This is a genomic window from Mangrovimonas aestuarii, assembly GCF_028767185.1.
GTDB lineage: Bacteria > Bacteroidota > Bacteroidia > Flavobacteriales > Flavobacteriaceae > Mangrovimonas_B > Mangrovimonas_B aestuarii.
The window spans coordinates 289,120-313,483 of record NZ_JARACK010000004.1; the positions used below are offsets into that span (position 1 = coordinate 289,120).

The window sequence follows — 24,364 nt, forward strand, 5'->3', positions numbered from 1 at the left end:
ACTTTCCTTTTGTATGTCATTAAACGAATATCCAATGCTATTTTCTGTTTATGGAATTAGTTTTTTTGTTGTAACCATATGGGCAATGCCTACATCCGCTCTCGCAACAATACCCTCGTTTTAAGTGGTATTGTTCGGTAAAGCAGCGGTAGCCTTCAGGGGTTAGGTAGTAATCGCCCTCTTCAATAGGGATGATTTTCTTCATATTTGGCAAAGATAATGTAATTTGGAGTGATTTTTGAATCTGTCCTTGTATGATTTTAATTCTGAAACATTTGGTTCCTAAGGGGTATTCGGCAATGGCGATTTTTCCGTTTGTTTTTCTTCAGTATAAATCCCAAAAAGAGGATTTTGTTCTGCTTAACCATGAACGTATTCACCTTAGGCAACAATTGGAGCTTTTTGTATTACCATTTTATGTTTGGTATTTTATCGAATACTTATACCGATTGATTCAACATAAACAGCATAGGTTGGCATATAGAAATATTTCTTTTGAAAGGGAAGCTTATAGTAATGAACATGATTTGGAATATCTGAGCCAACGACCGTTTTGGCAATTTTTAAAGTATCTTCGCGGCCATGAAGTTTCCCGAAATCCATAGCGTTAATCAAGAGGTGAAATTACCCGAGAAATACGGTGTATCCCTTTATATAAAACGAGAAGATCTTATTCATGACTATATTTCCGGGAATAAATACCGAAAATTAAAGTACAATATTTTGGAAGCCGAAAGGCAAGGCAAAGATACCTTGTTAACGTTTGGCGGGGCATTTTCCAATCATATAGCTGCTGTTGCAGCTGCAGGAGAGAAATTTGGGTTTAAGACTATAGGAGTGATAAGGGGTGAGGAATTGGCAGATAAGGTTGATGATAATCCTACTTTGAGATATGCTAAATCCTGTGGAATGACGTTTTGTTTTGTGAGTAGGAGCGATTATCGTAAAAAGAATAGCGATGTCTTTTTACAATCACTAGCGGAACAGTTTGGTGACTTTTACCCCATACCGGAAGGTGGGACAAATAATTTGGCTATTAAAGGCAGTGAAGAAATATTAGCAGAAGACGATAATACCTTCGATTATATTTGCTGTGCTGTTGGTACTGGGGGGACAATTTCAGGGATTATTAATAGTACGTATAAGCACCAACAGATTATTGGGTTCCCAGCTCTTAAAGGCGATTTTTTACAAAAAGATATTAGTACATTTGTGACCAAAGAAAACTGGAGGTTACAAACTGATTATCATTTTGGTGGTTATGCCAAGGTAAATGCCGAATTGGTTGATTTTATCAATGCCTTTAAACGACAATATCAAATTCCGTTAGATCCTGTTTATACAGGAAAGATGATGTACGGAATTATGGATATGATTAAAAAAGGTCATTTTGAAAGAGGAATTAAAATTTTGGCCATTCATACGGGAGGCATCCAAGGGATAGCAGGTATGAACTCCAGATTAAAACAAAAACAATTACCCTTAATCGATTGATATAAATATGAAACGAATCCTTTTAATAGCAGTTTTAGGTATTGCCTTAACCAGTTGTGGTAGCAAAAGGCAAGTAACTACAAAACGTTACGAACCAAGAAAGAGCAATACAACGACAACAACTCAAAGTTCAACAGCATCAACAAATACAGAAACGACTTCTAATTATTCAGATCCTGTTCAAGCTTATATTGCCACATATAGTGTGATAGCTCAAGACGAGATGCGTTTATATGGTATTCCAGCAAGCATAACTTTGGCTCAGGGTATATTAGAGTCGGGAAGTGGTAAAGGACGTTTGGCAGTACAGGCCAATAATCATTTCGGAATTAAATGTCACGATTGGACAGGAGATAGAATATATCATGACGATGATGCGAAACAGGAATGTTTTAGAAAATATAACGATGCTAAATACTCCTTTAGGGACCACTCTTTGTTCTTAAAGAACAGAAATCGCTATTACAAGCTGTTTGACCTTAGAGAGGATGATTATAAAGGTTGGGCGAGAGAGCTAAGGGCAGCAGGTTATGCAACCGATAGAAAGTACCCAGATAAGTTAATAGACCTTATTCAACGCTATAATTTAGATCAATATGACGCTGAGGTGTTAGGTAAAAGATATAAGGGTATAGCAGAAGAGGCAGCGGTATCTAATAATATAGCGATATCGGAAAGACATGTTGTTAGTAAGGGAGATACATTGTATTCTATATCGAAGAAATACAACCTTACTGTTGATAAGCTAAAACAAATTAATGGATTAAAAGACAATTCTATTTCTATTGGTCAGGAATTGATTGTATCGCAATAAAACAAATTGAAACCTATGAATTATACGCGAAGTAGCGCATTATTTAAAGAAGCAGAACAAGTAATACCAGGAGGTGTTAATTCTCCAGTAAGAGCCTTTAAGGCAGTGGGAGGAACACCTGTTTTTATCAAGGAAGCTAAAGGCGCTTATCTATACGATGAAGATGGTAACCGCTATATTGATTATATCAATTCGTGGGGACCTATGATTCTTGGTCATGCCTACCAGCCTGTGGTAGATGCCGTGATAGAAAAAACTAAAAAAGGAACATCTTTTGGAACTCCAACAGCCATTGAAACTGAGATTGCTGAGTTGGCAGTATCGATGGTTCCAAATATTGATAAAATCCGTTTTGTGAATTCAGGAACTGAAGCATGTATGAGTGCTGTACGTTTAGCTAGAGGATTTACGGGAAAGGATAAGCTTATCAAATTTGCAGGTTGTTATCATGGTCATAGCGATTCCTTCCTTATTCAAGCAGGGAGTGGCGCAGTGACCTTTGGAAGTCCTAATAGCCCAGGAGTAACGCAAGGTACAGCTAAAGATACGTTGTTGGCACGTTACAATGATATTGAGCATGTAGAAGAAATTATTGCTTCTAACCAAGGAGAAATAGCTTGTATTATATTAGAGCCTGTAGCCGGTAATATGGGCTGTATTCCACCTAAGAATGATTTCCTAAAACAGTTACGTGATTTATGTGATAAGCATAATATCCTTTTGATTTTCGATGAGGTGATGACTGGTTTTAGATTGTCAAAGGGTGGTGCTCAAGAGCTTTTCGGTATCATCGCTGATATAGTTTGTTTTGGAAAAGTTATCGGAGGCGGATTGCCTGTAGGCGCTTTTGCAGCCAGAAACGAAATTATGAATCATTTGGCGCCTTTAGGGCCGGTTTATCAAGCTGGTACATTAAGTGGGAATCCTTTGGCTATGGCAGCCGGATTGGCTATGTTAACATCTTTAAATAACGATTCAGAGATGTTCAAACGTTTAGAAGAGAAAACAGCTTATCTGCACAAAGGCTGTGCTAGAGCTCTAGAGAGTCATGGTGTAGTACATACTATAAATAGAGTAGGGAGTATGATTTCAATACATTTTTCTGAAAGTGCTGTGGTTGATTTTGAAAGTGCAGCGACAGGGAACAATGATACTTTTAAGAAGTTCTTTCATGGAATGCTTGACGAAGGTGTTTACATTGCACCTAGTGCTTTTGAAACGTGGTTTGTAACAGACGCTTTAAGCTATGAGGATTTAGACTCAACAATAGCCGCAGTAGATAAAGTAGCGACGACATTATAAAAATAAAAAAGGCGGTTTTTAACCGCCTTTTTTATTTATGCTTTTAAAAAGTCTGTAATATAATCTTCGTGGAGAAGGTATAGTTCTCCCAATACTTCTTTAAGTGTGCCGATTAAGTTGCCTTCAATACGAGCTTTTTTCTCTGCATAGGTAGTAGAGTCTGCTGTATCTTCATTTAAGGCTTTAATTTGGTTTTCGTAAGCTTTAAAAGCTTGGTAAACATTTTCTCTAAGATCACTGTCGAATTTTACGGTTTTTCTTAGTTCAATAGTTTTGGCAGATGCAATGCTGTTCATTTCAGCAGTACTTTGAGCCTGACTATTTTGAACAGCAAAAAACATAGCACATCCAAAAAATGTAAGTGTAATTATTTTTTTCATAATAAGGTTAGTTATTTATGTGACAGGGCTAATATAATAATTTATATATAAAAAAATAGAAAAGTAATTCAGTAACCGAATTACTTTTCTAAAAACTTTAGTAAGTTTTTTGATCTATTTCTTAACGTATTGATAGGGCTAGGGAAGTAACCGGTTTTGGGACAAGACCCATTTGCGGGTTGAAATTTTTTGGTAGATATTTTTTAGTATCAAAACCAAGGATTACTTCTTCTTCAGGATCAAATACTTCAATCATTTCAGGTTTAAGGTATTCAAATTCTTCTGATATTTCCTCTGAAACCTCAATTGCTACAAATTCGTTTTGCTCTAATCTGATATCATTGGGAATTTCAGTGTGCATTTCCCCCATATGGGCATAAAAATTTTCTGCAGAGAAACTCTTATCTTCGTTTAAGCCATCATTAGCTTCCAGTAGTTCATATTGAATATCAGGAGTAATTAGTACTAATTGATTGTAAAACTCCCGTGTTTCCTCTTCAGCGATTTCTTTAATAAGTATCTCTTCCATTGATGGTTCATCAATGACTAAGTTATCATTGTTAGTTGGCCATTGGGCAAAAAAGATACTTGTGTTTAATAACAGGGCTGCAAAAGTGATTATCGTTTTCATGACTATCTATTTTATGGTTTAACAAAATCTCTATATCAAAGGTACTTTCTGGAGGTGTTTTTTGTAAGAGGGTAAGTTCGGGAATTAAAATCAGGGGTTTTTACGTAGGGGTTTTTATAATTGAAGAGAAACCTTTCTGAGAGATTTACTAAATTAGAGGATGTCTTTAAGTTAAGGAATATGAATTCAGGTCGCTTATCCATATTATTAGCAGATGATCATGCGTTGTTCCGCAAGGGACTAAGGTCTCTATTGGAACAACAGGAGGATTTTGTTGTGGTTTTTGAGGCTGAAAACGGAGAGGCTATAATTGATTATCTAAAACATAATGAATTACCGGATATTGTTTTGACAGACTTGAGTATGCCGCATATGAACGGTGTTGAGGCTACTAAAATAATACACGAAACCTATCCTAAATTAAAGATCATAGCTTTAACAAGTTATTTTGGAAAGTCGTTTGTGCTAAACATGATTCATGCAGGAGCATCGTCTTATCTGGACAAAAATTCGTCGCCCGAAGACATGTTGCTGGCTATCAGGGAAGTTTATAAAAACGGATTTTATTATAATGCTGAGGTATTACGGTTTATTCATGAGGATATGGCTTCGCCTAACCCCAAAGCGACTAAAAGTGCTTTTGACGATACTTTTTTGACTGATCGAGAGCAAGAGGTACTGCAATTGATTTGTGAACAGTATACCACATCAGAAATTGCCGAAAAGCTGTTTATAAGTCCGAGAACGGTTGAGGGCCATAGGAATAATCTGCTCACAAAAACGGGTTCCAAGAACTTGGCTGGATTGGTGGTAAATGCCATTAAGAATAAATTGGTAACGCTGCCTTTTTAAAAATAAAAAAGCACTCCTTATGAGGAATGCTTAGTTAAATAGGGACTAAAAGGCTAATGTTTTTGTTTTTTATGCATGGCGTGTTTTGCCCGTTTCATCTTTTCTTCTCTTAGAGACTCCCATTTGTTATACTGGTCAGGAGTAAGAATGCTTTTCATTTGTCTTTTATATTGAATCTGTTTGTCCAGTTTGTCGTTCATCATTTCATAGCGTTCTTCGTCTGTGAGTTTTTTTGGATCACCGCTTACCACTTTTTTCTCTCTTTCATCCATTTTGGATTTCAATGTTTTGGAGTGCTCTAAATTTATTTTTTGGATTTCTTTTTGCTGGGCATCTGTAAGATCTAAATCCAGAGTTAATCGCTTGGTCTGCAGTTCTGCCATTTGTTCAGGACTTAGTTTTTTTAAGGACTCCATTCTAGGGTGTCTTTTTTGTTGAGGTCTATCTTGTGCCATGGCTTGCAAACTCAATAGTGCAATAGCTACATACAAAAACTTTTTCATAATGATTCGTATTTAAGGTTATGTAGGTAAGACTTCTTGTTTTTTCAAAGGTTTATTTGTGTAGGAATAATTAACCTTATTTTAACAGCGTGAATAAAAAAAGGAACCACGTTAAAGTGATTCCTTTTAAAAATATTTTAGTCTAAAACTATGTGCTTATGCCATCTCTACAACTAGACCATCATCGGTTTTGTTAACCTTGGCAATTCCGTTCTTAGTAAGGCCTTTAATAGTTTTGTCCCATTTTTTATTGCTTAGTCCAGATTGTGTTTTAAGCTCGTTCAAATCGATAGGAGAACTCGCTTTAAGCAGATTGAAAACCGCTTTTTCGTCCTCGCTCATTTCCGGTGCTTTTTTCTCTGGTTTCATTTGCGGGAAGAACAGTACCTCCTGAATAGATTGATTGTTGGTTAGGAACATAATCAAACGGTCCATACCAATCCCCATTCCAGAGGTAGGAGGCATTCCGTATTCAAGAGCGCGAAGGAAGTCGTAATCAATAAATTGAGTGGCTTCATCGTCACCTCTATCTGCTAATTTCAACTGAGCTTCAAAACGTTCGCGTTGATCAATAGGGTCATTGAGCTCAGAATATGCGTTAGCAATTTCCTTACCACAAACCATCAGCTCAAAACGTTCTGTGAGTTCAGGGTTATCCCTGTGTTCTTTACACAATGGACTCATTTCCTTTGGGTAGTCTGTAATGAAAGTAGGTTGAATGTAATTACCCTCACACTTTTCACCGAAGATCTCATCGATAAGTTTTCCTTTACCCATGGTGTCATCAACTTCAATACCCATATCGATTGCAGCTTGGCGAATCTCATTTTCAGACTTTCCTGTGATATCAAAACCAGTGAAATGCTTAATAGAGTCAGCCATAGTTACTCTTTGGTAAGGCGCTTTAAAGTCGATTTCATGCTCCCCAAAAGTAGCTTTTGTTGTCCCGTTAACAGCAATGGCGCAATGCTCTAATAATTTTTCACAGAAATCCATCATCCAGTTGTAATCTTTGTATGACACATAGATTTCCATAGCGGTAAACTCTGGGTTATGGGTGCGATCCATTCCTTCGTTACGGAAGTTTTTGGAGAATTCGTAAACTCCGTCAAAACCCCCAACGATAAGACGTTTCAAATACAACTCGTTAGCAATTCGCATATATAAAGGAATGTCCAAGGAGTTATGGTGCGTAATAAAAGGCCTTGCGGCAGCACCACCAGGAATAGGTTGTAACACAGGGGTTTCTACTTCAAAATATCCAGCGTCGTTGAAGAACGAACGCATGGCATTGAATAACTTTGTTCTTTTTACGAATATGTCCTTGATATGAGGGTTTACTGCCAAATCAGCATAACGCTGACGGTAACGTAATTCCGGATCGTTAAATTCATCATAGGTATTCCCTTCAGCATCGGTCTTTGGTAAAGGAAGTGGTTTTAAGGCTTTACTTAATAGGGTAAAGTCTTTCACCATAACTGTTTTTTCACCTACTTGAGTAGTGAACAATTCTCCTTCAATCCCGATGAAATCACCAATGTCAAGAAGTTTTTTGTACACTTCATTGTATTTTTCCTTGTCTTCACCAGTACAGATTTCGTCTCTATTAAAGTACACTTGTACACGTCCTTCAGCATCCTGTAGTTCAGCAAAAGACGCTTTACCTTGAATACGTCTAGACATCAATCTACCAGCGATAACCACCTTCTTTCCTTCTTCAAAATCAGTTTTAATCTGTTTTGAATTGTGATCTACCGGATATAAATCGGCAGGGTAAGGGTTGATGCCTAATTCACGTAGCTTGGTAAGTTTCTCTCTTCGAACGATTTCCTGTTCTGATAATTGCGCCATTGTAAATAAAATGAAATGATAAATTTTTGAACGGGCAAAGATAAGTACTATTGCTAAGTATATCAATTTTAGGGAATAATAATTGTTGTTAGTTATAAGTTAAAAGTACTAGGTTATGAGGCTTGAAACAATAAAGCAGTTAATTGGCTCAGTTTTGTTTGTAACAAAACTGTTTATATATTGACCAATCTTTTTAGATAACAAAAATTGCTATGAGTTTTTGGAGAGTTTTACTTTCAATTTTATGTCCTCCCTTGGCTGTAATAGATAAAGGTTGTGGATCAGTACTTATTGTGTTTATTCTATGGCTTTGCGGTTGGGTGCCAGGCGTGATAGCGGCACTTATTATTTTAAATAATCCTAAACGATAATATTTTCATGAAACAACTAACTACTTTAATGTTGGCTGTAATGGCCTTGTTTTTTACTTCCTGCCAGTTTACAGAGAATATTTACATCAATCCTGATGGTTCGGGAAAAGTTTCTTTGGATTTCGATGCGTCGTCTATTATGCAAATGGCAGGCGATGAAATAAGCGAAGAAGGTGAAAAGGCTATTGATTCTGTGTTTTCCTTTAAGGAAGTATTGAAAGAGAAGCAAGATAGTATAGCTCAATTGAGTAAGGCTGAGCAGGAAAGATTGAAAAAGATGGAGAAATTTTCTATGCGGATGCAAATGGATCCTGCGGAAAAAACTATGATGTTTAATATGTTTGCCGATTTCAAAAACGTAGGGGAAATTGAGGATTTATTTTCTGCTATGAATAATGCACAGCAGTTTAGCGATAAGGCAGGTGCTAATGGTACTCCATTGTCAGATGCCTTTTCCGGTGAGACTACAGCAACCAGTTACAGCTACAAGGGAAATGTTTTTAAGAGAATATCTAAAGTGACCAATAAAGAGCTTCAAGCACAGTATTTGGACAGTTTGGGCGAGATGAAAATGATGTTGGCAAGCAGTAATTACAAATTGAACTATCATTTTCCGAAAAAGATAAAAACGGTATCACGTGAGGATGTAATGTTTAGTGAGGATAGAAAAAGTATGACGCTTACCATGAATTTCATAGAATACTTGTCCAACCCAGAAGGACTTAATGTTGAGGTAGAATTAGAAGATTAATTGTTGTTATAGCATATAGAAAAGCCAGTTATTATACCGGTTTTTTTATTTGTATTTTTGCAGTCTGTTTAGCAACGATTAAAAATTAAGACATTGAATAAGGTTATAGAAGTTCAGGATCTTGGGTACAAGGACTACAAAGAGACTTGGGATTACCAAGAAGATCTGTTTAAGGGAATATTGGACACTAAGGTTAAGAATCGCCGAGAGGAAACTAATTTGCCTACAGATAATTATTTTCTTTATGTAGAACATCCACATGTATACACTTTGGGTAAGAGTGGAGATCTCTCGAATTTACTTTTAAATGAGAATCAGTTGCGCGATAAGGGAGCTACCTTTTATAAAATTAATAGGGGAGGTGATATAACCTATCATGGTCCGGGACAGATTGTAGGTTATCCTATTTTGGATTTGGAAAATTTCTTCACAGACATTCATAAATACCTGCGATTACTTGAGGAAATGATAATCCTTACGCTAGCAGAGTACGGCATTAAATCTGAGCGAAGTGAAGGTGAGACAGGCGTTTGGCTTGATGTAGGGACGCCATTTGCAAGAAAAATTTGTGCTATGGGTGTACGTGCTAGCCGTTGGGTAACCATGCATGGTTTTGCGCTAAATGTAAATGCTAATTTGGGCTATTTTGATAATATTATTCCATGTGGTATTCGTGGAAAAGCAGTGACTTCCCTTAATGTGGAGCTAGGTGTAAAAGAAGTTAATGAAGCCGAAGTAAAAGCCAAGCTTTTAAAGCATTTTTCAAAGCTGTTTGAAGCGGAGTTGAGAAACGAAAAATAAGAAAATTGATGCTAGAAAAAAGATAATAGAAAGGGGATTAGGCTTTTAATCTATCAACAATAAGTCGCGTTTTGGAAACCAGAAACATTCAGGTTATAGTAAGCATACTTTTTCGTAAGGCTACTATAAAAGAATATTGTCATTCTGAATTTATTTCAGAATCTTTTGGGTATTGTAAGATTTTTTTAATGGGAACCTGAAACAAGTTCAGGTTGACGAAAATCGGGATTTATCCAGTTTTTTACATCCAAATTCGTAAAAAGTAATTACTTTATCCTTCTTCGTTGAAGAATACTTTATAATAGTGCATTTTCTTTTCTTCGTCGTAGCCGCGTTCCATGTATTCGCTTGAAGCATCAGGCGCATCAACATCCAGTTTAATTTGAATATGGGTGTCGAGTTTTATCTCTGTCTTTAGTTTTTGTTTTTGTTTTTTAACCACAGCTTCCGATACCTGGAAATTGTCGTGTAGAGGTATTTCCAGTTCTTCCTCGAACATTTTACGGTGGTTGTCAAAGAGTTCCTTGTGTTTTTCCTCTTCAAAAACCTCTTCCTTAAAGTGATCTAGATTTACCACTTCATTTTCCTTAAAATAATCGACAGTTTTTGCTAAAAACGTCGTGTGTTCTTGGGCGCCAAAATCTGTTTTTAGGACTTCAGTAGAGAAGTCCTTACAAAACTCCATGTAGTTTTGGGTGTGCAGGTTACTGTCGTTGGCGTACTTAATATTCAGGAAATGGTTTATCCAATATTGGGTGTCGTAAGTGTTGTTATCTACACTTAATACCACGCGACCATCCGCTTCACTAGTGTTAATAATCAAACAGCCTTTATCTACTTTCTTTGTGCTAATACCGTTTTGAACCACAACATCATAACTATTGTCGTCTAAAAAAGTCTGGAAGAAATTGATTTTACTTTCAATTTTGAAGATACCTACTGCATTGGTGAAAATTTCATTGTACTGAATGTCCTCAAACAAAACGACCAAAACATCTCCTGTTTTTATCTGTGCCGAATTCGATTGCTCGTATAAGTGAGTGACAATATGTTTTGAAGTTTCCACAAAGCCGCCGTCTTCTTGAAAAATACGTTCGCTGTAACGGTTTATCTCGTTCATGCTTATATCTGCATGATGATTAAAGCGATAGCTTTGAACCACACTGGTAAAAGGCCTTAAAAGAAAGGGTAGCATAAGGTCGTAACTTGCCTCGTCGAATTGTACTTCTTGCTCAGAAAAGGCATTTCTGGTGTCGTTGAATTTGTTTCCAACCTTATGGATGATAAATCTGGAAATGGTTGCTTTATGGCGTTTAATCATTGTAAATCGGATTCAGATTTAAAGTTGCAATAGTACTATTTTAATTGATTTGGTACAACAATAATGAATTGCTTCCTCCCTTTGTTACAATTTCTAAATTTCTATCGTTATCAATATTATCCAATTCTATTGCGGCATTACCGTAAATTGGGAAATTAGGAATAGTCTGAGCCTTACTATCGAATAAATAAACCTTATGTGCTTGTTTATCTGTAACACTAACATATATCTTGTCATAAATGTAGAAGATTTCAGGAGCTGTGTAGACACCAAAGTCCATGTCGAGTGTTTTCCCTTTTATCATTAGTTTATTGTCGTATTGTGCTGTAAGACTTTTAGAAGTTGTCATTAACCCATGACGCTCTGAAAAGCCTAGGTTTTGTGAGGCTGTGTTTCCTTTTGTGTCTATGGTTACCAGTTTTCCGTTGTTTGTAGTTGTAGTAAAACGGTTTTTGTAATAGTAAATAGCTTGATCTGAATAGCTATAGTTGTTTTTTGGCTTTATTCGAACTTCACCTCGACGGTTTAAAATTTGAAGGCTTTTATTGGTTTTAACAACGATGTAATCCTTAGAGCCTATTCTGAAGTGTTGTGGCTGGTGGTTAATAGGATCTGAAGTGCCCTTAAACTTAAACCCATCAACGCGTTTGCCAACTCCATCTAACATAATAAGTTCTTTACTTTGAGTAATCACCAGGCGGTAACTTCTGTTGTTATCATAATCGAAAACCGAAAGTGGTTGAGTGATTTTATCATTGAATTTAATAGGGAAAGGCGAAACATCTTTTCCGTTTCGATCTATTACATAAACATGGTTTGGGGTAGCAAATGCCAATTGCAATTTACCGTTCTTGTACATGTCTATTTGTTCTACATTACCTAAAATAGCACCATTCAATTGTTTTTTCCAAAGGATGTTACCATTGTTACTAATCAAATAAAGGTTGTTTTTTACGTCCTGAACAACTATCTCCTTTTGTCCGGTAACATGGTTTTTTACGAATTTCGGATTATTTAGAATGTCGCTATCCAGTTCAATATTTAGTTCTTCTGTAATGCTGTTTTCAGCTGCTTTTATTTTGCTTTTCTTGATGATACCGTTTACATGAGCAAATTCCTGATCGTAAGTAAATTGCAGAGCAGACAAGCTTTGTTTGCCAAATTCGGATTGAATTGGTTCATTGGTGTTTTTGTTAACAATAGATTTTAAGCTTTCGGGAGACAAAATCTGCATTAACGAAACCGCACTGCTTAACTGTGGCTGTATGTCTGTATAGTAACTTTTATTAGCCAAAGTGGTTTGGTTTTGGTAAGAAGCAATAACGTTTTGCAAGGTTTCCATGGAATTGGAAAAAACAAAAAAGTCATCAATAATACAGTAGAACTCTTGATTGCTGGATGTGATAATTGGCGAAAAAGTGTCCGAAAACAATGTAGGTTTTGTGAATTTTAAAATATTCACTTCGCGATAGTTATCGGCAACTTCTTGTTGATCCAGTAGCGCATCTTTTGAGGTGTATGGGTCTAATGAGTGTAAAACAATTGCTTGGTTGTCCCCTTCATAAATTACTCCAACTTCGTTAATGTTGTCGAAAAGTGTAGTGTTTAAAGCAACTGTGTTTTTTTTGTTGAATTGCTGAAGTTGACTGTAAAACACTTTAAAGTTGTTGAAGGTAAAACTCAAAAAACCATCACTGTTTGATGGCGTAATTTCCTGTAGCTTGTTTTCTTGAGGGGTTGTGTTTTTAAAGATGTTGATCAAACTTTGTGTTGAATCTGATGACTTACAAATACCGTTTAATAAAATTTGGTCTTGTGCCAATTCAACATGAAGAGAGAATTCATTAGTGAAATCTTTATTCTTTATAGCTGGTTCTATAAATAAGTTGTTTATAAAAGGTTGCTTTTTGTTGTTTATAAATAGATTTATGCCGTCTTCTGTTTCTGCTGGTTTAATGTAATTTGTTAGGGGGTTTTTTGTTTTAGGTGCAGATTGTGAGATTTGCTCAATATAATTTTGGTTTGTAGAGACTACTAAAATGCTATCTCGATGTGAAGAATAAAATATATTGTTGTTTAACTTTATTTTTTTGTAGCTCACTTTTCCGGAGTTGACGGTTTCTGTAGAAAAGTTCTTTAAGGAGCTATTTTTTGTGAAATCTGAAGAATAAGGAGAAATGAAAGTTAATTGTAAGCTGTCTTTATTGTCTTTGCTTAAGGCGAGATAAACTTCTCCCTCTGCGCTAACCTCAGGAAGTAACTCGAGTTTTTTTTGAAAGTACTTGTAAAAAGGCTCTTTCGAAAGCGACTTTAAAAAGGAGTTGTTCGTCAAATTACTTTTAAGCTGAGAAACCTGTGATGCATTTATAATTAATGTTGCATCAACAGGGAGGAGTTGTTCTGGTTTTAATTTGGCGCTTTTTTGATTGCTACAGCTAAAAAAGGTTGATAGTAAAATCAGGGGCAAAAGGTATGCTCTCATTATTTAAAAGGTATTGACAAGGTTAAGCAAATATAATGAAGTTATAATTCTAGTTGTAATTGATCGGGAAGTAACCTAAACGATTTTCTATGGTATTTAGTAATACCGTATTTTATTATGGCGTCGCGATGTTCTGTTGTAGGGTAGCCTTTGTTTTTTTTCCAATTGTACATGGGGTATTCTTCATGTATCTGCTCCATATAAAAATCGCGATACGTTTTAGCTAAAATAGAAGCGGCCGCAATACTTAAATATTTGCCATCTCCCTTAATTATCGTTTCGTGAGGTATGTCTTTAAAAGGTTTAAAACGATTTCCATCAACAATAATATATTCTGGTGTTACCTTTAAGTTATCAATAGCGTTGTGCATTGCTTTGATAGAAGCATTAAGAATATTAATTTCATCAATAACATTTGGGAAAATATGTTCCACTTTAAAACAGAGGGCCTGTTCTTCTATTATAGCCCTAAAGGTTAGTCGTCTTTTTTCGCTAAGTTGTTTAGAGTCATTAATATAGTTGTTGTTAAAGTCATTTGGAAGAATAACCGCCGCCGCAGTTACAGGACCAGCCAAGCATCCACGACCGGCTTCATCCGTACCGCATTCAAAATTAAAGTTGGAGTGCTTTAGTTGTAACATACCATTTTTATTGGTCAAAGGTATAATTTATTACATAAAAAGAATGTTGTTAATTATATACTTGACCAGTGATTTAAGAATGACTGAGGTAAGTGTTAAAACGCTAATGTTGTTAACATTTTTTTAAAGCAAAACTTTGCGTATTTAAGATATTATTATGATGTTTGCGCCTGACTAACTCAAATAATTGTTTTTATGAAATTAAAATTAAAGTGGATTTCAACGCTTTTAATGGCGTTGGTAATCCAGTTCTCGTATGCACAAGAGAAGCAAATTTCTGGGACAGTGACGTCTGAAGTAGACGGTTTACCGTTACCGGGAGTTAACGTAATTGTGGAGGGCACTAACAGAGGTGTTCAAACCGATTTTGATGGTAATTATGCCATTATGGCCAGTACTGGTGAGGTATTGGTTTTTTCTTTTATTGGTATGCAGGAAGCCAAAGTTACTGTTGGTGAAAGTGCAACCATTAATTTAGCTTTAAAGGAAGATGTTGCTGCTTTAGACGAAGTGGTTGTAGTAGGATATGGTACTGCTACTAAACAATCGTTTACTGGTACTGCAGCGGCAGTGGAAACTGAGAACATTGAAGCTAAGTCTTTCTCAAACGTTACCAAGGCTCTAGCAGGAGAGGTTGCAGGTGTATCTGTAATCAATACTTCTGGACAGCCAGGTACATCTGCAGTTGTTCGTATTCGTGGTTTTGGATCTGTTAATGGTAACAGAGCCCCACTATACGTAGTAGATGGTGTTCCTTTCCAAGGGAGTATTAACTCTATTAACCCATCAGACATCGAGAGCACTACCATTTTAAAAGATGCTACAGCAACCGCAATTTATGGTGCGCGTGGAGCGAATGGAGTTGTAATGATTACAACCAAAAGAGGTAAGTCAGGTCAGTCTAATATAGAGGTTGATTTTAAAACGGGTTACAACTTTAGTTTGTTGCCACGTCAAGACGTAATTAAGTCGCCAGAGCAATATATTGAGTTGAGCTGGGAAGGTCTGTACAACAAAGCAGTTGCTCAAGGTCAAGCAGATCCTGTAGGGTTTGCTAACTCTCAATTATTTGGAGGTGAAGGTATCAATGCTGCTTATAATATGTGGAACGTTGCTAATGGTGGTGAGCTAATCGATCCAGCAACAGGAGAAGTTAGACCAGGCGTTACCAGAAAGTACAATCCTGAAAACTGGGAAGACTATGGTTTTCAAACCTCTCTAAGACAGGAAGGTAATATTAGATTTTATGGTGGTAACGACAAAACAAGATACTTTAGTTCATTTGGTTTCTTGGAAGATGTAGGTTATGTTATTAACTCTGACTATACCAGATATTCAACTCGTTTAAATGTAACGCATAAGCCAAAGGATTGGTTAACTGCTAATGCTAACTTAGGTTACACTATTTCTGAAGTAAATAACAATGGACAAACAGCAGACTCAGGAAGTGTTTTCTGGTTTGTTGATAACATCCCATCAATTTATCCTTTGTATTTAAGAGATGCAGATGGTAACATTGTTGCAGATCCAATTTTTGGTGGAAACCAATTTGATTATGGTATTGGTAGAGGGTTTGGTGCTTTAACAAACTCAATTGCAGACGCTACTTACAATAAGTCTCGTTCTAACCGCAACGAATTAAATGGTAACTTCTCTTTCGATATTGATATTACCAATGACTTGAGATTTGAATCTAGATTTGGTTTACAGTATTCTAACAACAGAGGTATTGACCAAAGAAACCCATTTTACGGTTCAGCTGCAGATCAAAATCCTCCAGGAGCACTGTTTAGAACAGATAGTGAGGTTTTTTCAACTAACTTCTTACAATTACTTCGTTATAAAAAGGAATTTGGCGCACATAGTTTAGAAGCTTTAGCTGCTCATGAATCTACTGAATTAATTTTCAGAACTTTTTCTGCAGGAATGAGTGGTGTTGTAGATCCAAATATTCCTGAATTTGATAACTATACTGTAAACTCTGGTGTTCCAGGTTCATCTAAAACAGATTGGGCATTAGAGAGTTATTTTGGGCAAGTAAATTACGACTACGACAACAAATACTATTTATCTGGATCTGTTAGACGTGATGGATCTTCAAGATTCATTAACAGTAAGTGGGGTACTTTTGGCTCTATAGGAGCGTCTTGGATTATTACTAACGAGAACTTTATGAGTTCTGACTTATTCACTTTCTTAAAACTTAAAGCATCTTATGGTTTAGTTGGAGATCAAGGTGGAGTTGGAGAATACAATGGATTTAATGGTTTCAATGTTACCAACCTTAATGATCAGATTTCATTACCTGTAGGTCAAAATGGTACTCCTGATTTAACTTGGGAAACCTCTAAAATGTTCCAAACAGGAGTTGAGTTCTCTTTAGGTAAATATGTAGATGGTACTATTGATTACTTCATTAAAAATACTGATGATCTTATCTTCCAAAGAAGAATTGGTCCATCTGCAGGTTTAGCTATCATTACAGTTAACGATGGTCAATTACGTAACAGTGGATTAGAGTTTGATTTTACAGGTCACATCATAAACTCAGGAGATTTCAATTTAGATCTTACTGTAAATGGAGCTGTTTTTGATAACGAAATTACTAAAATGCCATTTGATCCTTCAACAGGCGCTCCAAAGGTAATTGACAACTCAAACTCGCCTTTTGGTTGGTCTGAAGGTCATTCTATCTATGACTACTATATGCCGGAGTGGGCTGGTGTAGATGCTGCAGATGGTGCGCCAATGTGGTATTCGTACTATGATGATGCCAACGGTAACGGTACTTTAGACTCTAATGAGCTTATTCAGGATATGGAGCTTTACCTTGCTGATAATCCTAATGCCAATGTAGAGAAGACAGTTACTAAACTGTATCAAAATGCTACTAATAAGTATGTAGGAAAGTCATCTATCCCTTCTGTAAGAGGTGCATTTAGATTGACTGCTAGATACAAGAAATTTGATTTCAGTACACAGTTCTTATATAGCCTTGGAGGTTATTCTTACGATGGGCAGTACTCTGGCCTAATGAGAAATGGACAAGTAGGTGGTAACAACTGGCATAAGGATATCCTTAACAGATGGCAACAGCCTGGAGATATTACAGATGTACCAAGATTATCTGATGAATTCTCTAGTTCTTACGCTACAGAAAATAATGCTAGTTCTCTATCTACTAGATTCTTAACCCGTGGAGACTACTTAAGCTTGAATAACATTAGATTAGGGTATACCTTAGAAGGAAGTCTTATGCCTAAATCAGGAATCGATAATGTTAATATATTCTTAACTGGAGATAATTTATTATTTTTAAGTGCTAGAGACGGATTTAATCCTTCTACTTCTGAGTCTGGAAATACTAGTACTTATACTTACTCACCTTTAAGTACTGTGACTTTAGGGGCTAGAGTTAAATTTTAAAACTAATTAGATGATTATGAAAAAACGACTATCAAGTATATTAATCGCTACAGCTCTACTATCGGTAGGGTGTAGTGATGACTTTCTGGAAAAAGAACCATCATCGTTCCTTTCTGCAGAACAAGTAAGTGACGCTGCTGAAAATAACCCAGCTGTTGCAGAAGGGTTTATTAGAGGGGTTTATACCTACATGTTTACTGTTGGTACTGGTGGAACTACCCAACATGATGATTTCGGGCAAAAAGGATATGATATCTATATGGATATGTTGTCTTCCGATATGGCATTGTCTGCTAGTATTTATGGATGGTACAGAGGAGTAACCGATTACCAAGCTACTCTAGATTTTACCGATATTGATAATTATAAAGCATGGAGACATTATTATAGAATAATTAGATCTTGTAATTTGATTATTGACTCATTTGGAGGTAACGAGGCAACTTTTGATTCTGATACTGCAAAATGGACTTATGCACAAGCTAAAGCAATGCGTGCGCATTCGTACTTTTACCTAACTCAGCTGTACACGGATTCTTATAATCCTTCAGCTGCTGTGTTGCCTATTTACATCACTGCAGAAGATAATGTAAATGTGCCTAAGAGCACGACACAAGAAGTGTTTGATCTTATTGTTGCCGATCTTAATGAAGCAATTGATTATTTAGGTGATTTTGATAGATCTAATAAGTATGAGGTAAACAAATATGTAGCTGAAGGAATATTGGCTTATGTTCATGCTTATATGGGGAACAATACTGCAGTATTGAACCTTACAGCTGATGTAATCAATAACGGTGGATTCACTTTAGCTACACAACAAGATGCTTTAGGAGGTTTTAATGATGTTAATACTCCAGGATGGATGTGGGGTGTTGATTTAACTCTAGAAAATGGATTAGATTTAGTTTCTTGGTGGGGACAAATGGACTTGTTTTCTTATAGCTATGCTGCTGCTGGGGATACTAAAGTAATTGATTTAGATCTTTATAACGCCATCCCTGCTGACGATGTAAGAAAGCAACAGTTCTACCCAGATGAAACATCTAGCTTTTACTTAATGCCTTACAACAAATTTTACGATCCAAATCGTGAAGTGTTCAGCCAAAGAAACATTACTACAGATTACATTTACATGCGTGTAGCAGAAATGTATTTGCTGTATGCTGAAGCTGCTGCTAAGTCTGGTAATGAAGATGCTGCAAGAAATGCTTTAACAGCGCTTTTACAGCAAAGAATTCCAGATGCTTCTTATGTTAACGGATTAAGTGGTCAAGCATTGGTTGATGAGGTTGATCTTCAAACTAGAATTGAGCTTTGGGGTGAAGGTAAATCTTACTTAGCTCTTAAGAGAAACCAAAGAACTGTTGTTCGTGGAGCGAACCACTTATCTCTTGTTGGCGAGCCAATATCTTACGACGATGATAGATTGACCTTTGAAATTCCACAAGCTGAAATTAGAGATAACCCGTTCATTAGTGATCAAAATTAATTAACGTTATAAATAGTTAAAACTATGAAATTAAATAAATTAAAAACATTCTTTTTAGCTGTATTAGCGGTAACCTGCTTAGTAAGCTGTGGGGATGATGATATAACAACAACGGCTAGTTTTGTTTCTTTTGAAAGACCTAGCTACGATGTAGATTTACTTGATGGTGAATCAATGACCATGGATGTAAATGTATACATCAATGACAAGAGTAGTTCTGATAGAACTTTTAACGTAGTGGTTAAACCAGAATCTTCTGTAGATGAAGGGTTATACAGCTTTGATGGTACTGTTACCATTCCAGCTAATTCTACTATGGGAACATTTTCTTTAACAGTTGATACTGCAGACGTAGAGGAGACATCAGATTCTCAAACCCTTATTTTAGGTTTTGGAAACGATGATGATGTTTACACTAGTGACACAACTACAGTTAACATTGGAATCACTGTCTCTTGTGAATTTACGCAAGTATACTTAGACTTGGTTTTCGATGACTACGGTAGTGAAACTTCATGGGAAATTTACACTGAGGCTAACACCGAAACACCATTGTTAAGTGGAGGTGGTTATGCTGATGGCGATGTTTCAGATTCTATTGAGCTTTGTCTAGAAGATGGTAACTACTTCTTAGTAATCTATGATGCTTACGGAGATGGTATGTGTTGTAACTATGGTCAAGGATCTTATACCCTAAGACTAGCTGATGATACAGTTTTAGTTCAAGGTGGAGAATTTGGTCAAAATGATGTTCAGGCATTCACTATTGGCGGGTAATTAACCTAACCAATCATAATTAACAAGCCGCTGTTATATGTTAAAAATATAACAGTGGCTTTTTTGTTTATTAATATCTCAAGTTTATTGTTTACTTTTGGAAATCTTAAAAAAAAACCTATGAAATATTTACTACTTTGTGCAGCTATGCTAGCAGGAGGTTCTGTGGCTTTTTCACAAACTGCAGATGAAAGAGAAGCAATAGCTAATAGTTACAATAAGGAAGTTATAGAAACACTTAAGTCTGAGCTTAAGAAAAATGAAACTGACATTAAACGGGCTATTGAAGAGTATTTAATCAATAACCCTACCGTTAAAAGAACTGTAGTTGAATCAGGAAGACTTTACCAAATTGTAAATATCATTGATGGCAAGCCAGTTTATATTGCAACAGATAACGAAGATGCTGCTGCTGCTACCAACACAGACGATTTACATCCTGGTGGTAGTTTAGGATTGAGTTTAGAGGGTGAAGGTATGATGATTGGTGTTTGGGACGGTGAGCATGCACTGCCTACTCACGTAGAGTTTCAATCCGGAGGAAGTTCTAGAGTGTCAACTCCAGATAGTGGTATTGGAAGTCCTATTGTAGCCGATCATGGAACTCACGTTACAGGTACAATTGGAGCAAGTGGTGTAAATTCTTCAGCAAAGGGAATGGCACCAAAGGCAAGTTTAATTTCTTACGATTGGGATAGTGATCAATTTGAAGTTGCTACTGAAGCTAGTAACGGATTGCTAATATCTAACCATTCATATGGAGTTCCTATTAAAAATAACCAAGGTGAGATGAATGCTCCAACTTGGTTAATGGGAGCCTATAGTAGTGCTTCTAAAAACTGGGACGATATTGCGGTAGCTGCACCTTATTACTTAACGGTGGTTTCTGCAGGAAATGATGGAACAACTACTTATGATGGTGGCTTTGCTTTTGGTTATGATAAGCTTACAGGAAATAAGAACTCAAAGAATATCTTAGTGGTTGCCAACGCTAGCCCTACATTAAATGTTATTACGGGGCAGTTAACATCCTTATCGATCAATTCAAGTAGTAGTCAAGGTCCTTCTGACGATGGTCGTATAAAACCTGATATTGCCGGAGACGGAACTGGTGTTTTCTCAACTTTGAGTACAGGAACCACTTCCTACGGGGCAATGTCTGGTACTTCCATGGCAGCTCCAAATGTTGCAGGAGCTTTATTGTTATTGCAAGAACATTATAACGACTTAAATGGAGCCTATATGAAATCGTATGCATTAAAAGGACTTGCATGTCATACTGCATTAGACGATAATAATAAAGTTGGCCCAGATCCAAATTTTGGTTGGGGATTTCTTGATACAGCCTTTGCTGCCGAAACAATTACCAACGCTAACATAGGGACTGCTATTATAGATGATCTTACTTTAAGTCAAGGTGGGACTTATTCTGTAACTGTCAATGTTGCTGATAGCTCAGAACCACTAAAGGCATCAATTTGTTGGTTAGATCCTTCTGGAGCTCCTCAAACACAGCAATTAAATAGTACTACTCCGGCGTTAGTAAATGATCTGGATATTAGAGTTACAGATGAGTCTGGCAACACCTATTATCCTTGGAAGTTGCAAATAAGCAGTGTTACTTCACCTGCTATTACAGGTGATAACATTGTTGATAATGTTGAACGTATCGATATAGAAACTCCTTCAGCTGGAACTTACACCATTACTGTTTCTCATAAGGATATACTTAGTGGTTTCAGTCAAGATTTTGCTCTAATTGTAACTGGATCAAATGTTACATTGGGAGTAGAGGATAATACAATAGAAGGTTTTGGAGTTTGGCCTAACCCAGCAGATAATATTCTTAATTTTACTATGAAATCTATGGACAGTCAAGATGTGAATGTACAGCTTGTAGATATTCATGGTAGAATAGTTTATACGAATATTGTTTCAGGGCAATCCTCGCAAATTACAAGCTCAATTAATACAAAACAATTTGCTAGTGGAATGTATTTCCTTAACATCAATCAAGGAAAGTATTCGACAGTAAAGAAAGTGATATTAAAATAATCATATTTATATCTTTTAAAAAGGCGATGCATATGCATCGCCTTTTTTAATTTATAAAAACGATGTACAAGCAATATGTTAATTCTACATTACCCTATCAATAGAAATAATTACTTTTGCTTCCAGAAAATCTATTCATGATAAAGAGAATTATTTTGATAAGCTGTTTGCTTATGCTTAGTGGTATGGTTCATGCTCAGATACCTTCTAAGAAACAATCTAAGCGTTTGCCCGAAAAAGGAGGTAAAACAATTTCAGATTCGATTGGGGGAGTAAGTAATAAAGGGGTGCTCTCTGACTTTAAAAAGGAAGAGTTAAGTATTACTGATTACAAGATAATTTCACGTGAAAGGGATACAACATTTGTTGATACTACTTTAAGTATTTATAAGGAATATAAATTCAATTATTTACGAAAAGACGATTTTGAATTACTCCCTTTTTCTAATATGGGACAAACTTACAATAGCTTAAGTTATCAGTTTCAAAACGTACAGACCGTTCCTAGTTTAGGTTCGCAGGCAAAGCATTTCAATTATATGGAGGCTAAAGACATAAATTATTATCATGTGCCTACACCACTTAGTGAGTTGATGTATAAGTCTGCTTTTGAACAAGGGCAATTGCTGGATGCTTTTTTTACCACTAATATTTCAAAACAAATTAACTTTTCGGTTGCCTATAAAGGCATGCGTTCATTGGGTAAGTACCAACACATCCTTTCGAGTACAGGAAATTTTAGAACCACTTTGGGGTACATTTCGAAAAACGGTCGCTACGATTTAAAGACTCATTTTGTTAGTCAAGATATACTCAATGAAGAAAATGGAGGTATAATAGATGAACAAATATCAGAGTTTGAAAGTGGCAATCAAGAATTTAAAGATAGAGGGGTATTTGATGTTAATTTTGAAGATGTAGAAACTATGTTGAGGGGTAAGCGTTTCTTTATTGACCATAGATATAAATTGATAGGAAAGGACATAGATAGTTTGCAAAATAATACACTCTATATTGGCCATATCTTGAACTTCGAGGATAAGTATTATGAGTTTAATCAATCTAAGGAAAATGATTATTTTGGCGATGCTTTTACTGCTGACAGAATAAATAACCGCGCAACCCTTGAAAGCTTCTATAATCAATTGAACCTTCAATACACAAATAGTATTTTAGGGGATTTACAGTTTAGCGTTCAAAACACCGATTATAACTATGGGTATGATGAAGTTGTTGTGTTAAATAATGAAACAATAACCAATCGACTAAAAGGAAACATTTTTGCAGTTGGAGGCTCTTATGCCAAAACAATTAAAGGATTTAATTTATTTGGGCAAGCCACCTTAAATCTCTCTGATGAATTTACAGGTAATTCAATACTTGCAGAAGCATCATATAATATAAACGATGATATATCACTTAGTGCCGGAATAAATAATAGTTCTCGTGCGCCAAACTTCAATACACTATTATATCATAGTGATTATAAAAACTACAATTGGCAAAACAATTTTTCAAATATCAAGACTCAACAACTTTCATTTGGGGTTCAGTCAAAGAAATGGGGAGCTATAACCGGTGATGTAAATACAATTACAGATTACGTCTATTTTAAGAAGGATGAAGCAGATGGTGTTAAGCCGTTTCAAGAGAATACAACCTTGAGTTATTTTAGGTTAAAGTTTCAAAATGAGTTTAGGCTAGGACACTTTGCTCTTAATAACACGGTAATGTATCAAAAAGAAGGATCAGGTACTCAGGTTTTGAACGTGCCGGAAATTATTACACGTAATACACTTTATTATTCGAACCACTTTTTTAAAAGAGCTTTGTTTTTACAAACAGGAGTAACCTTTAAGTATTTTTCAAGTTATTATATGGATGCCTACGATCCTTTGTTAGCAGAATTTTATGTGCAAACGGATAGGTCGTTAGGTAATTTTCCTTTAATGGATTTCTTTGTTAATGCTAAAATAAGTCAAACCAGGATTTATTTGAAGGCAGAACACTTCAATTCAGTTTGGACAGGATATAATTACTATTCTGCTCCTAGTTATCCCTATCGAGATTTTATTATTCGACTCGGTTTGGTATGGAACTTTTTCTTGTAAAACAACTAAAACATTAATATTAAAAGGGCTTACAATTTTGTAAGCCCTTTTTCTTCTGTTTTGGTTTAACATTATATGTACTGAATTAGTTGCTCAGTAGAGTTATTTCATTGCTAAGTATAGACACTTTTGTTTGTAGTGTAAAAAAAATAGTCGCAACAAGTTGAAATTCAGCTCCAATAAAAATACTTTCAAAAAAAGGAGAGGAAAAGCTTGCCTTGTTGATTAACGGTCTTATATTTGCAGCCGCTTTGAGAGGGGCACGCCCAGCGAAAAAGCGACGTTCATTGATTGGGAAGAAAAGTTTTT

The 24,364-nt window shown here is 36.0% G+C and carries 22 protein-coding genes; 13 read left to right on the top strand and 9 right to left on the bottom strand.

Going from position 1 to position 24,364, the window contains the following annotated elements; all coding sequences use genetic code 11:
- Positions 1-37 precede the first annotated feature (37 nt).
- Complete coding sequence (locus PWU04_RS07420) at positions 38-205, bottom strand: DUF5522 domain-containing protein (RefSeq protein WP_274475347.1); 168 nt, start codon at positions 203-205, stop codon at positions 38-40.
- Positions 206-254: 49 nt separating this feature from the next.
- Here PWU04_RS07420 and PWU04_RS07425 point away from each other — a divergent pair, with 49 nt between their 5' ends.
- From PWU04_RS07425 to hemL, 4 genes are read left to right on the top strand one after another with little or no spacing between them, the layout of a single operon-like run.
- Positions 255-605, top strand: a complete 351-nt coding sequence (locus tag PWU04_RS07425; protein ID WP_274475348.1) for a hypothetical protein — start codon at positions 255-257, stop codon at positions 603-605.
- A complete protein-coding gene (locus PWU04_RS07430; protein ID WP_274475349.1) occupies positions 583-1,494 on the top strand; it encodes a 1-aminocyclopropane-1-carboxylate deaminase/D-cysteine desulfhydrase in 912 nt (303 codons plus the stop codon). Before PWU04_RS07425 ends, PWU04_RS07430 begins: the two co-directional genes overlap by 23 nt.
- A 7-nt stretch (positions 1,495-1,501) precedes the next feature.
- Positions 1,502-2,308: a glucosaminidase domain-containing protein gene (locus PWU04_RS07435; RefSeq protein ID WP_274475350.1), complete on the top strand. Its 807-nt coding sequence runs from the start codon at positions 1,502-1,504 to the stop codon at positions 2,306-2,308.
- A gap of 15 nt (positions 2,309-2,323) precedes the next feature.
- A complete protein-coding gene (gene hemL, locus PWU04_RS07440) occupies positions 2,324-3,610 on the top strand; it encodes a glutamate-1-semialdehyde 2,1-aminomutase (RefSeq protein WP_274475351.1) in 1,287 nt (428 codons plus the stop codon).
- A gap of 35 nt (positions 3,611-3,645) precedes the next feature.
- Here hemL and PWU04_RS07445 read toward each other — a convergent pair whose 3' ends face one another.
- A complete protein-coding gene (locus PWU04_RS07445; RefSeq protein ID WP_274475352.1) occupies positions 3,646-3,990 on the bottom strand; it encodes a hypothetical protein in 345 nt (114 codons plus the stop codon).
- Positions 3,991-4,111: 121 nt separating this feature from the next.
- Entirely contained in the window at positions 4,112-4,621 is a 510-nt protein-coding gene (locus PWU04_RS07450) for a hypothetical protein (protein WP_274475353.1), read from the bottom strand.
- A 180-nt stretch (positions 4,622-4,801) separates the two neighbouring features.
- On the opposite strand from PWU04_RS07450, the gene PWU04_RS07455 reads away from it, so the two are divergent.
- Positions 4,802-5,473, top strand: a complete 672-nt coding sequence (locus PWU04_RS07455; RefSeq protein WP_274475354.1) for a response regulator transcription factor — start codon at positions 4,802-4,804, stop codon at positions 5,471-5,473.
- A 53-nt stretch (positions 5,474-5,526) separates the two neighbouring features.
- On the opposite strand, the gene PWU04_RS07460 is transcribed toward PWU04_RS07455, so the two are convergent.
- Together PWU04_RS07460 and lysS are read right to left on the bottom strand one after the other, a co-directional pair.
- On the bottom strand, positions 5,527-5,976 hold the full coding sequence (locus PWU04_RS07460) for a hypothetical protein (protein ID WP_274475355.1): 450 nt from the start codon (positions 5,974-5,976) through the stop codon (positions 5,527-5,529).
- 156 nt (positions 5,977-6,132) lie between these two features.
- On the bottom strand, positions 6,133-7,827 hold the full coding sequence (gene lysS, locus PWU04_RS07465) for a lysine--tRNA ligase (protein WP_274475356.1): 1,695 nt from the start codon (positions 7,825-7,827) through the stop codon (positions 6,133-6,135).
- A 212-nt stretch (positions 7,828-8,039) separates the two neighbouring features.
- Between lysS and PWU04_RS07470 the strand changes: the two genes are divergently transcribed.
- From PWU04_RS07470 to lipB, 3 genes are all read left to right on the top strand, one after another.
- Entirely contained in the window at positions 8,040-8,198 is a 159-nt protein-coding gene (locus tag PWU04_RS07470) for a YqaE/Pmp3 family membrane protein (protein ID WP_274475357.1), read from the top strand.
- A gap of 7 nt (positions 8,199-8,205) precedes the next feature.
- A complete protein-coding gene (locus PWU04_RS07475) occupies positions 8,206-8,949 on the top strand; it encodes a hypothetical protein (protein WP_274475358.1) in 744 nt (247 codons plus the stop codon).
- A gap of 93 nt (positions 8,950-9,042) precedes the next feature.
- Positions 9,043-9,750, top strand: coding sequence for a lipoyl(octanoyl) transferase LipB (lipB, locus tag PWU04_RS07480; RefSeq protein WP_274475360.1), 708 nt, complete (start codon positions 9,043-9,045; stop codon positions 9,748-9,750).
- A 271-nt stretch (positions 9,751-10,021) separates the two neighbouring features.
- Here the strand turns inward: lipB and PWU04_RS07485 are convergent, their stop codons facing one another.
- From PWU04_RS07485 to PWU04_RS07495, 3 genes are read right to left on the bottom strand one after another with little or no spacing between them, the layout of a single operon-like run.
- Positions 10,022-11,071, bottom strand: a complete 1,050-nt coding sequence (locus tag PWU04_RS07485) for a nucleoid-associated protein (RefSeq protein WP_274475362.1) — start codon at positions 11,069-11,071, stop codon at positions 10,022-10,024.
- Between the two features lie 40 nt (positions 11,072-11,111).
- Positions 11,112-13,553, bottom strand: coding sequence for a DUF3352 domain-containing protein (locus PWU04_RS07490; RefSeq protein ID WP_274475363.1), 2,442 nt, complete (start codon positions 13,551-13,553; stop codon positions 11,112-11,114).
- A gap of 41 nt (positions 13,554-13,594) precedes the next feature.
- The gene (locus tag PWU04_RS07495; protein WP_274475365.1) at positions 13,595-14,194 is read right to left on the bottom strand and encodes a ribonuclease HII; all 600 of its coding nucleotides are present in this window, start codon (positions 14,192-14,194) and stop codon (positions 13,595-13,597) included.
- 195 nt (positions 14,195-14,389) lie between these two features.
- Here PWU04_RS07495 and PWU04_RS07500 point away from each other — a divergent pair, with 195 nt between their 5' ends.
- The 5 genes from PWU04_RS07500 (at position 14,390) to PWU04_RS07520 (ending at position 24,055) form a co-directional block, all read left to right on the top strand.
- Positions 14,390-17,620, top strand: a complete 3,231-nt coding sequence (locus PWU04_RS07500; RefSeq protein WP_274475367.1) for a SusC/RagA family TonB-linked outer membrane protein — start codon at positions 14,390-14,392, stop codon at positions 17,618-17,620.
- A 16-nt stretch (positions 17,621-17,636) separates the two neighbouring features.
- A complete protein-coding gene (locus PWU04_RS07505; protein WP_274475368.1) occupies positions 17,637-19,112 on the top strand; it encodes a RagB/SusD family nutrient uptake outer membrane protein in 1,476 nt (491 codons plus the stop codon).
- A gap of 24 nt (positions 19,113-19,136) precedes the next feature.
- A complete protein-coding gene (locus PWU04_RS07510; RefSeq protein WP_274475369.1) occupies positions 19,137-19,889 on the top strand; it encodes a zinc ribbon domain-containing protein in 753 nt (250 codons plus the stop codon).
- A gap of 120 nt (positions 19,890-20,009) precedes the next feature.
- Entirely contained in the window at positions 20,010-21,944 is a 1,935-nt protein-coding gene (locus tag PWU04_RS07515; protein WP_274475370.1) for a S8 family serine peptidase, read from the top strand.
- Positions 21,945-22,081: 137 nt separating this feature from the next.
- Positions 22,082-24,055 (top strand): putative porin, encoded by a 1,974-nt coding sequence (locus tag PWU04_RS07520; RefSeq protein ID WP_274475371.1) that lies wholly within the window; start codon positions 22,082-22,084, stop codon positions 24,053-24,055.
- 85 nt (positions 24,056-24,140) lie between these two features.
- On the opposite strand, the gene PWU04_RS07525 is transcribed toward PWU04_RS07520, so the two are convergent.
- A partial coding sequence (locus PWU04_RS07525) for a hypothetical protein (protein ID WP_274475372.1) occupies positions 24,141-24,364 on the bottom strand: 224 nt, incomplete at its 5' end.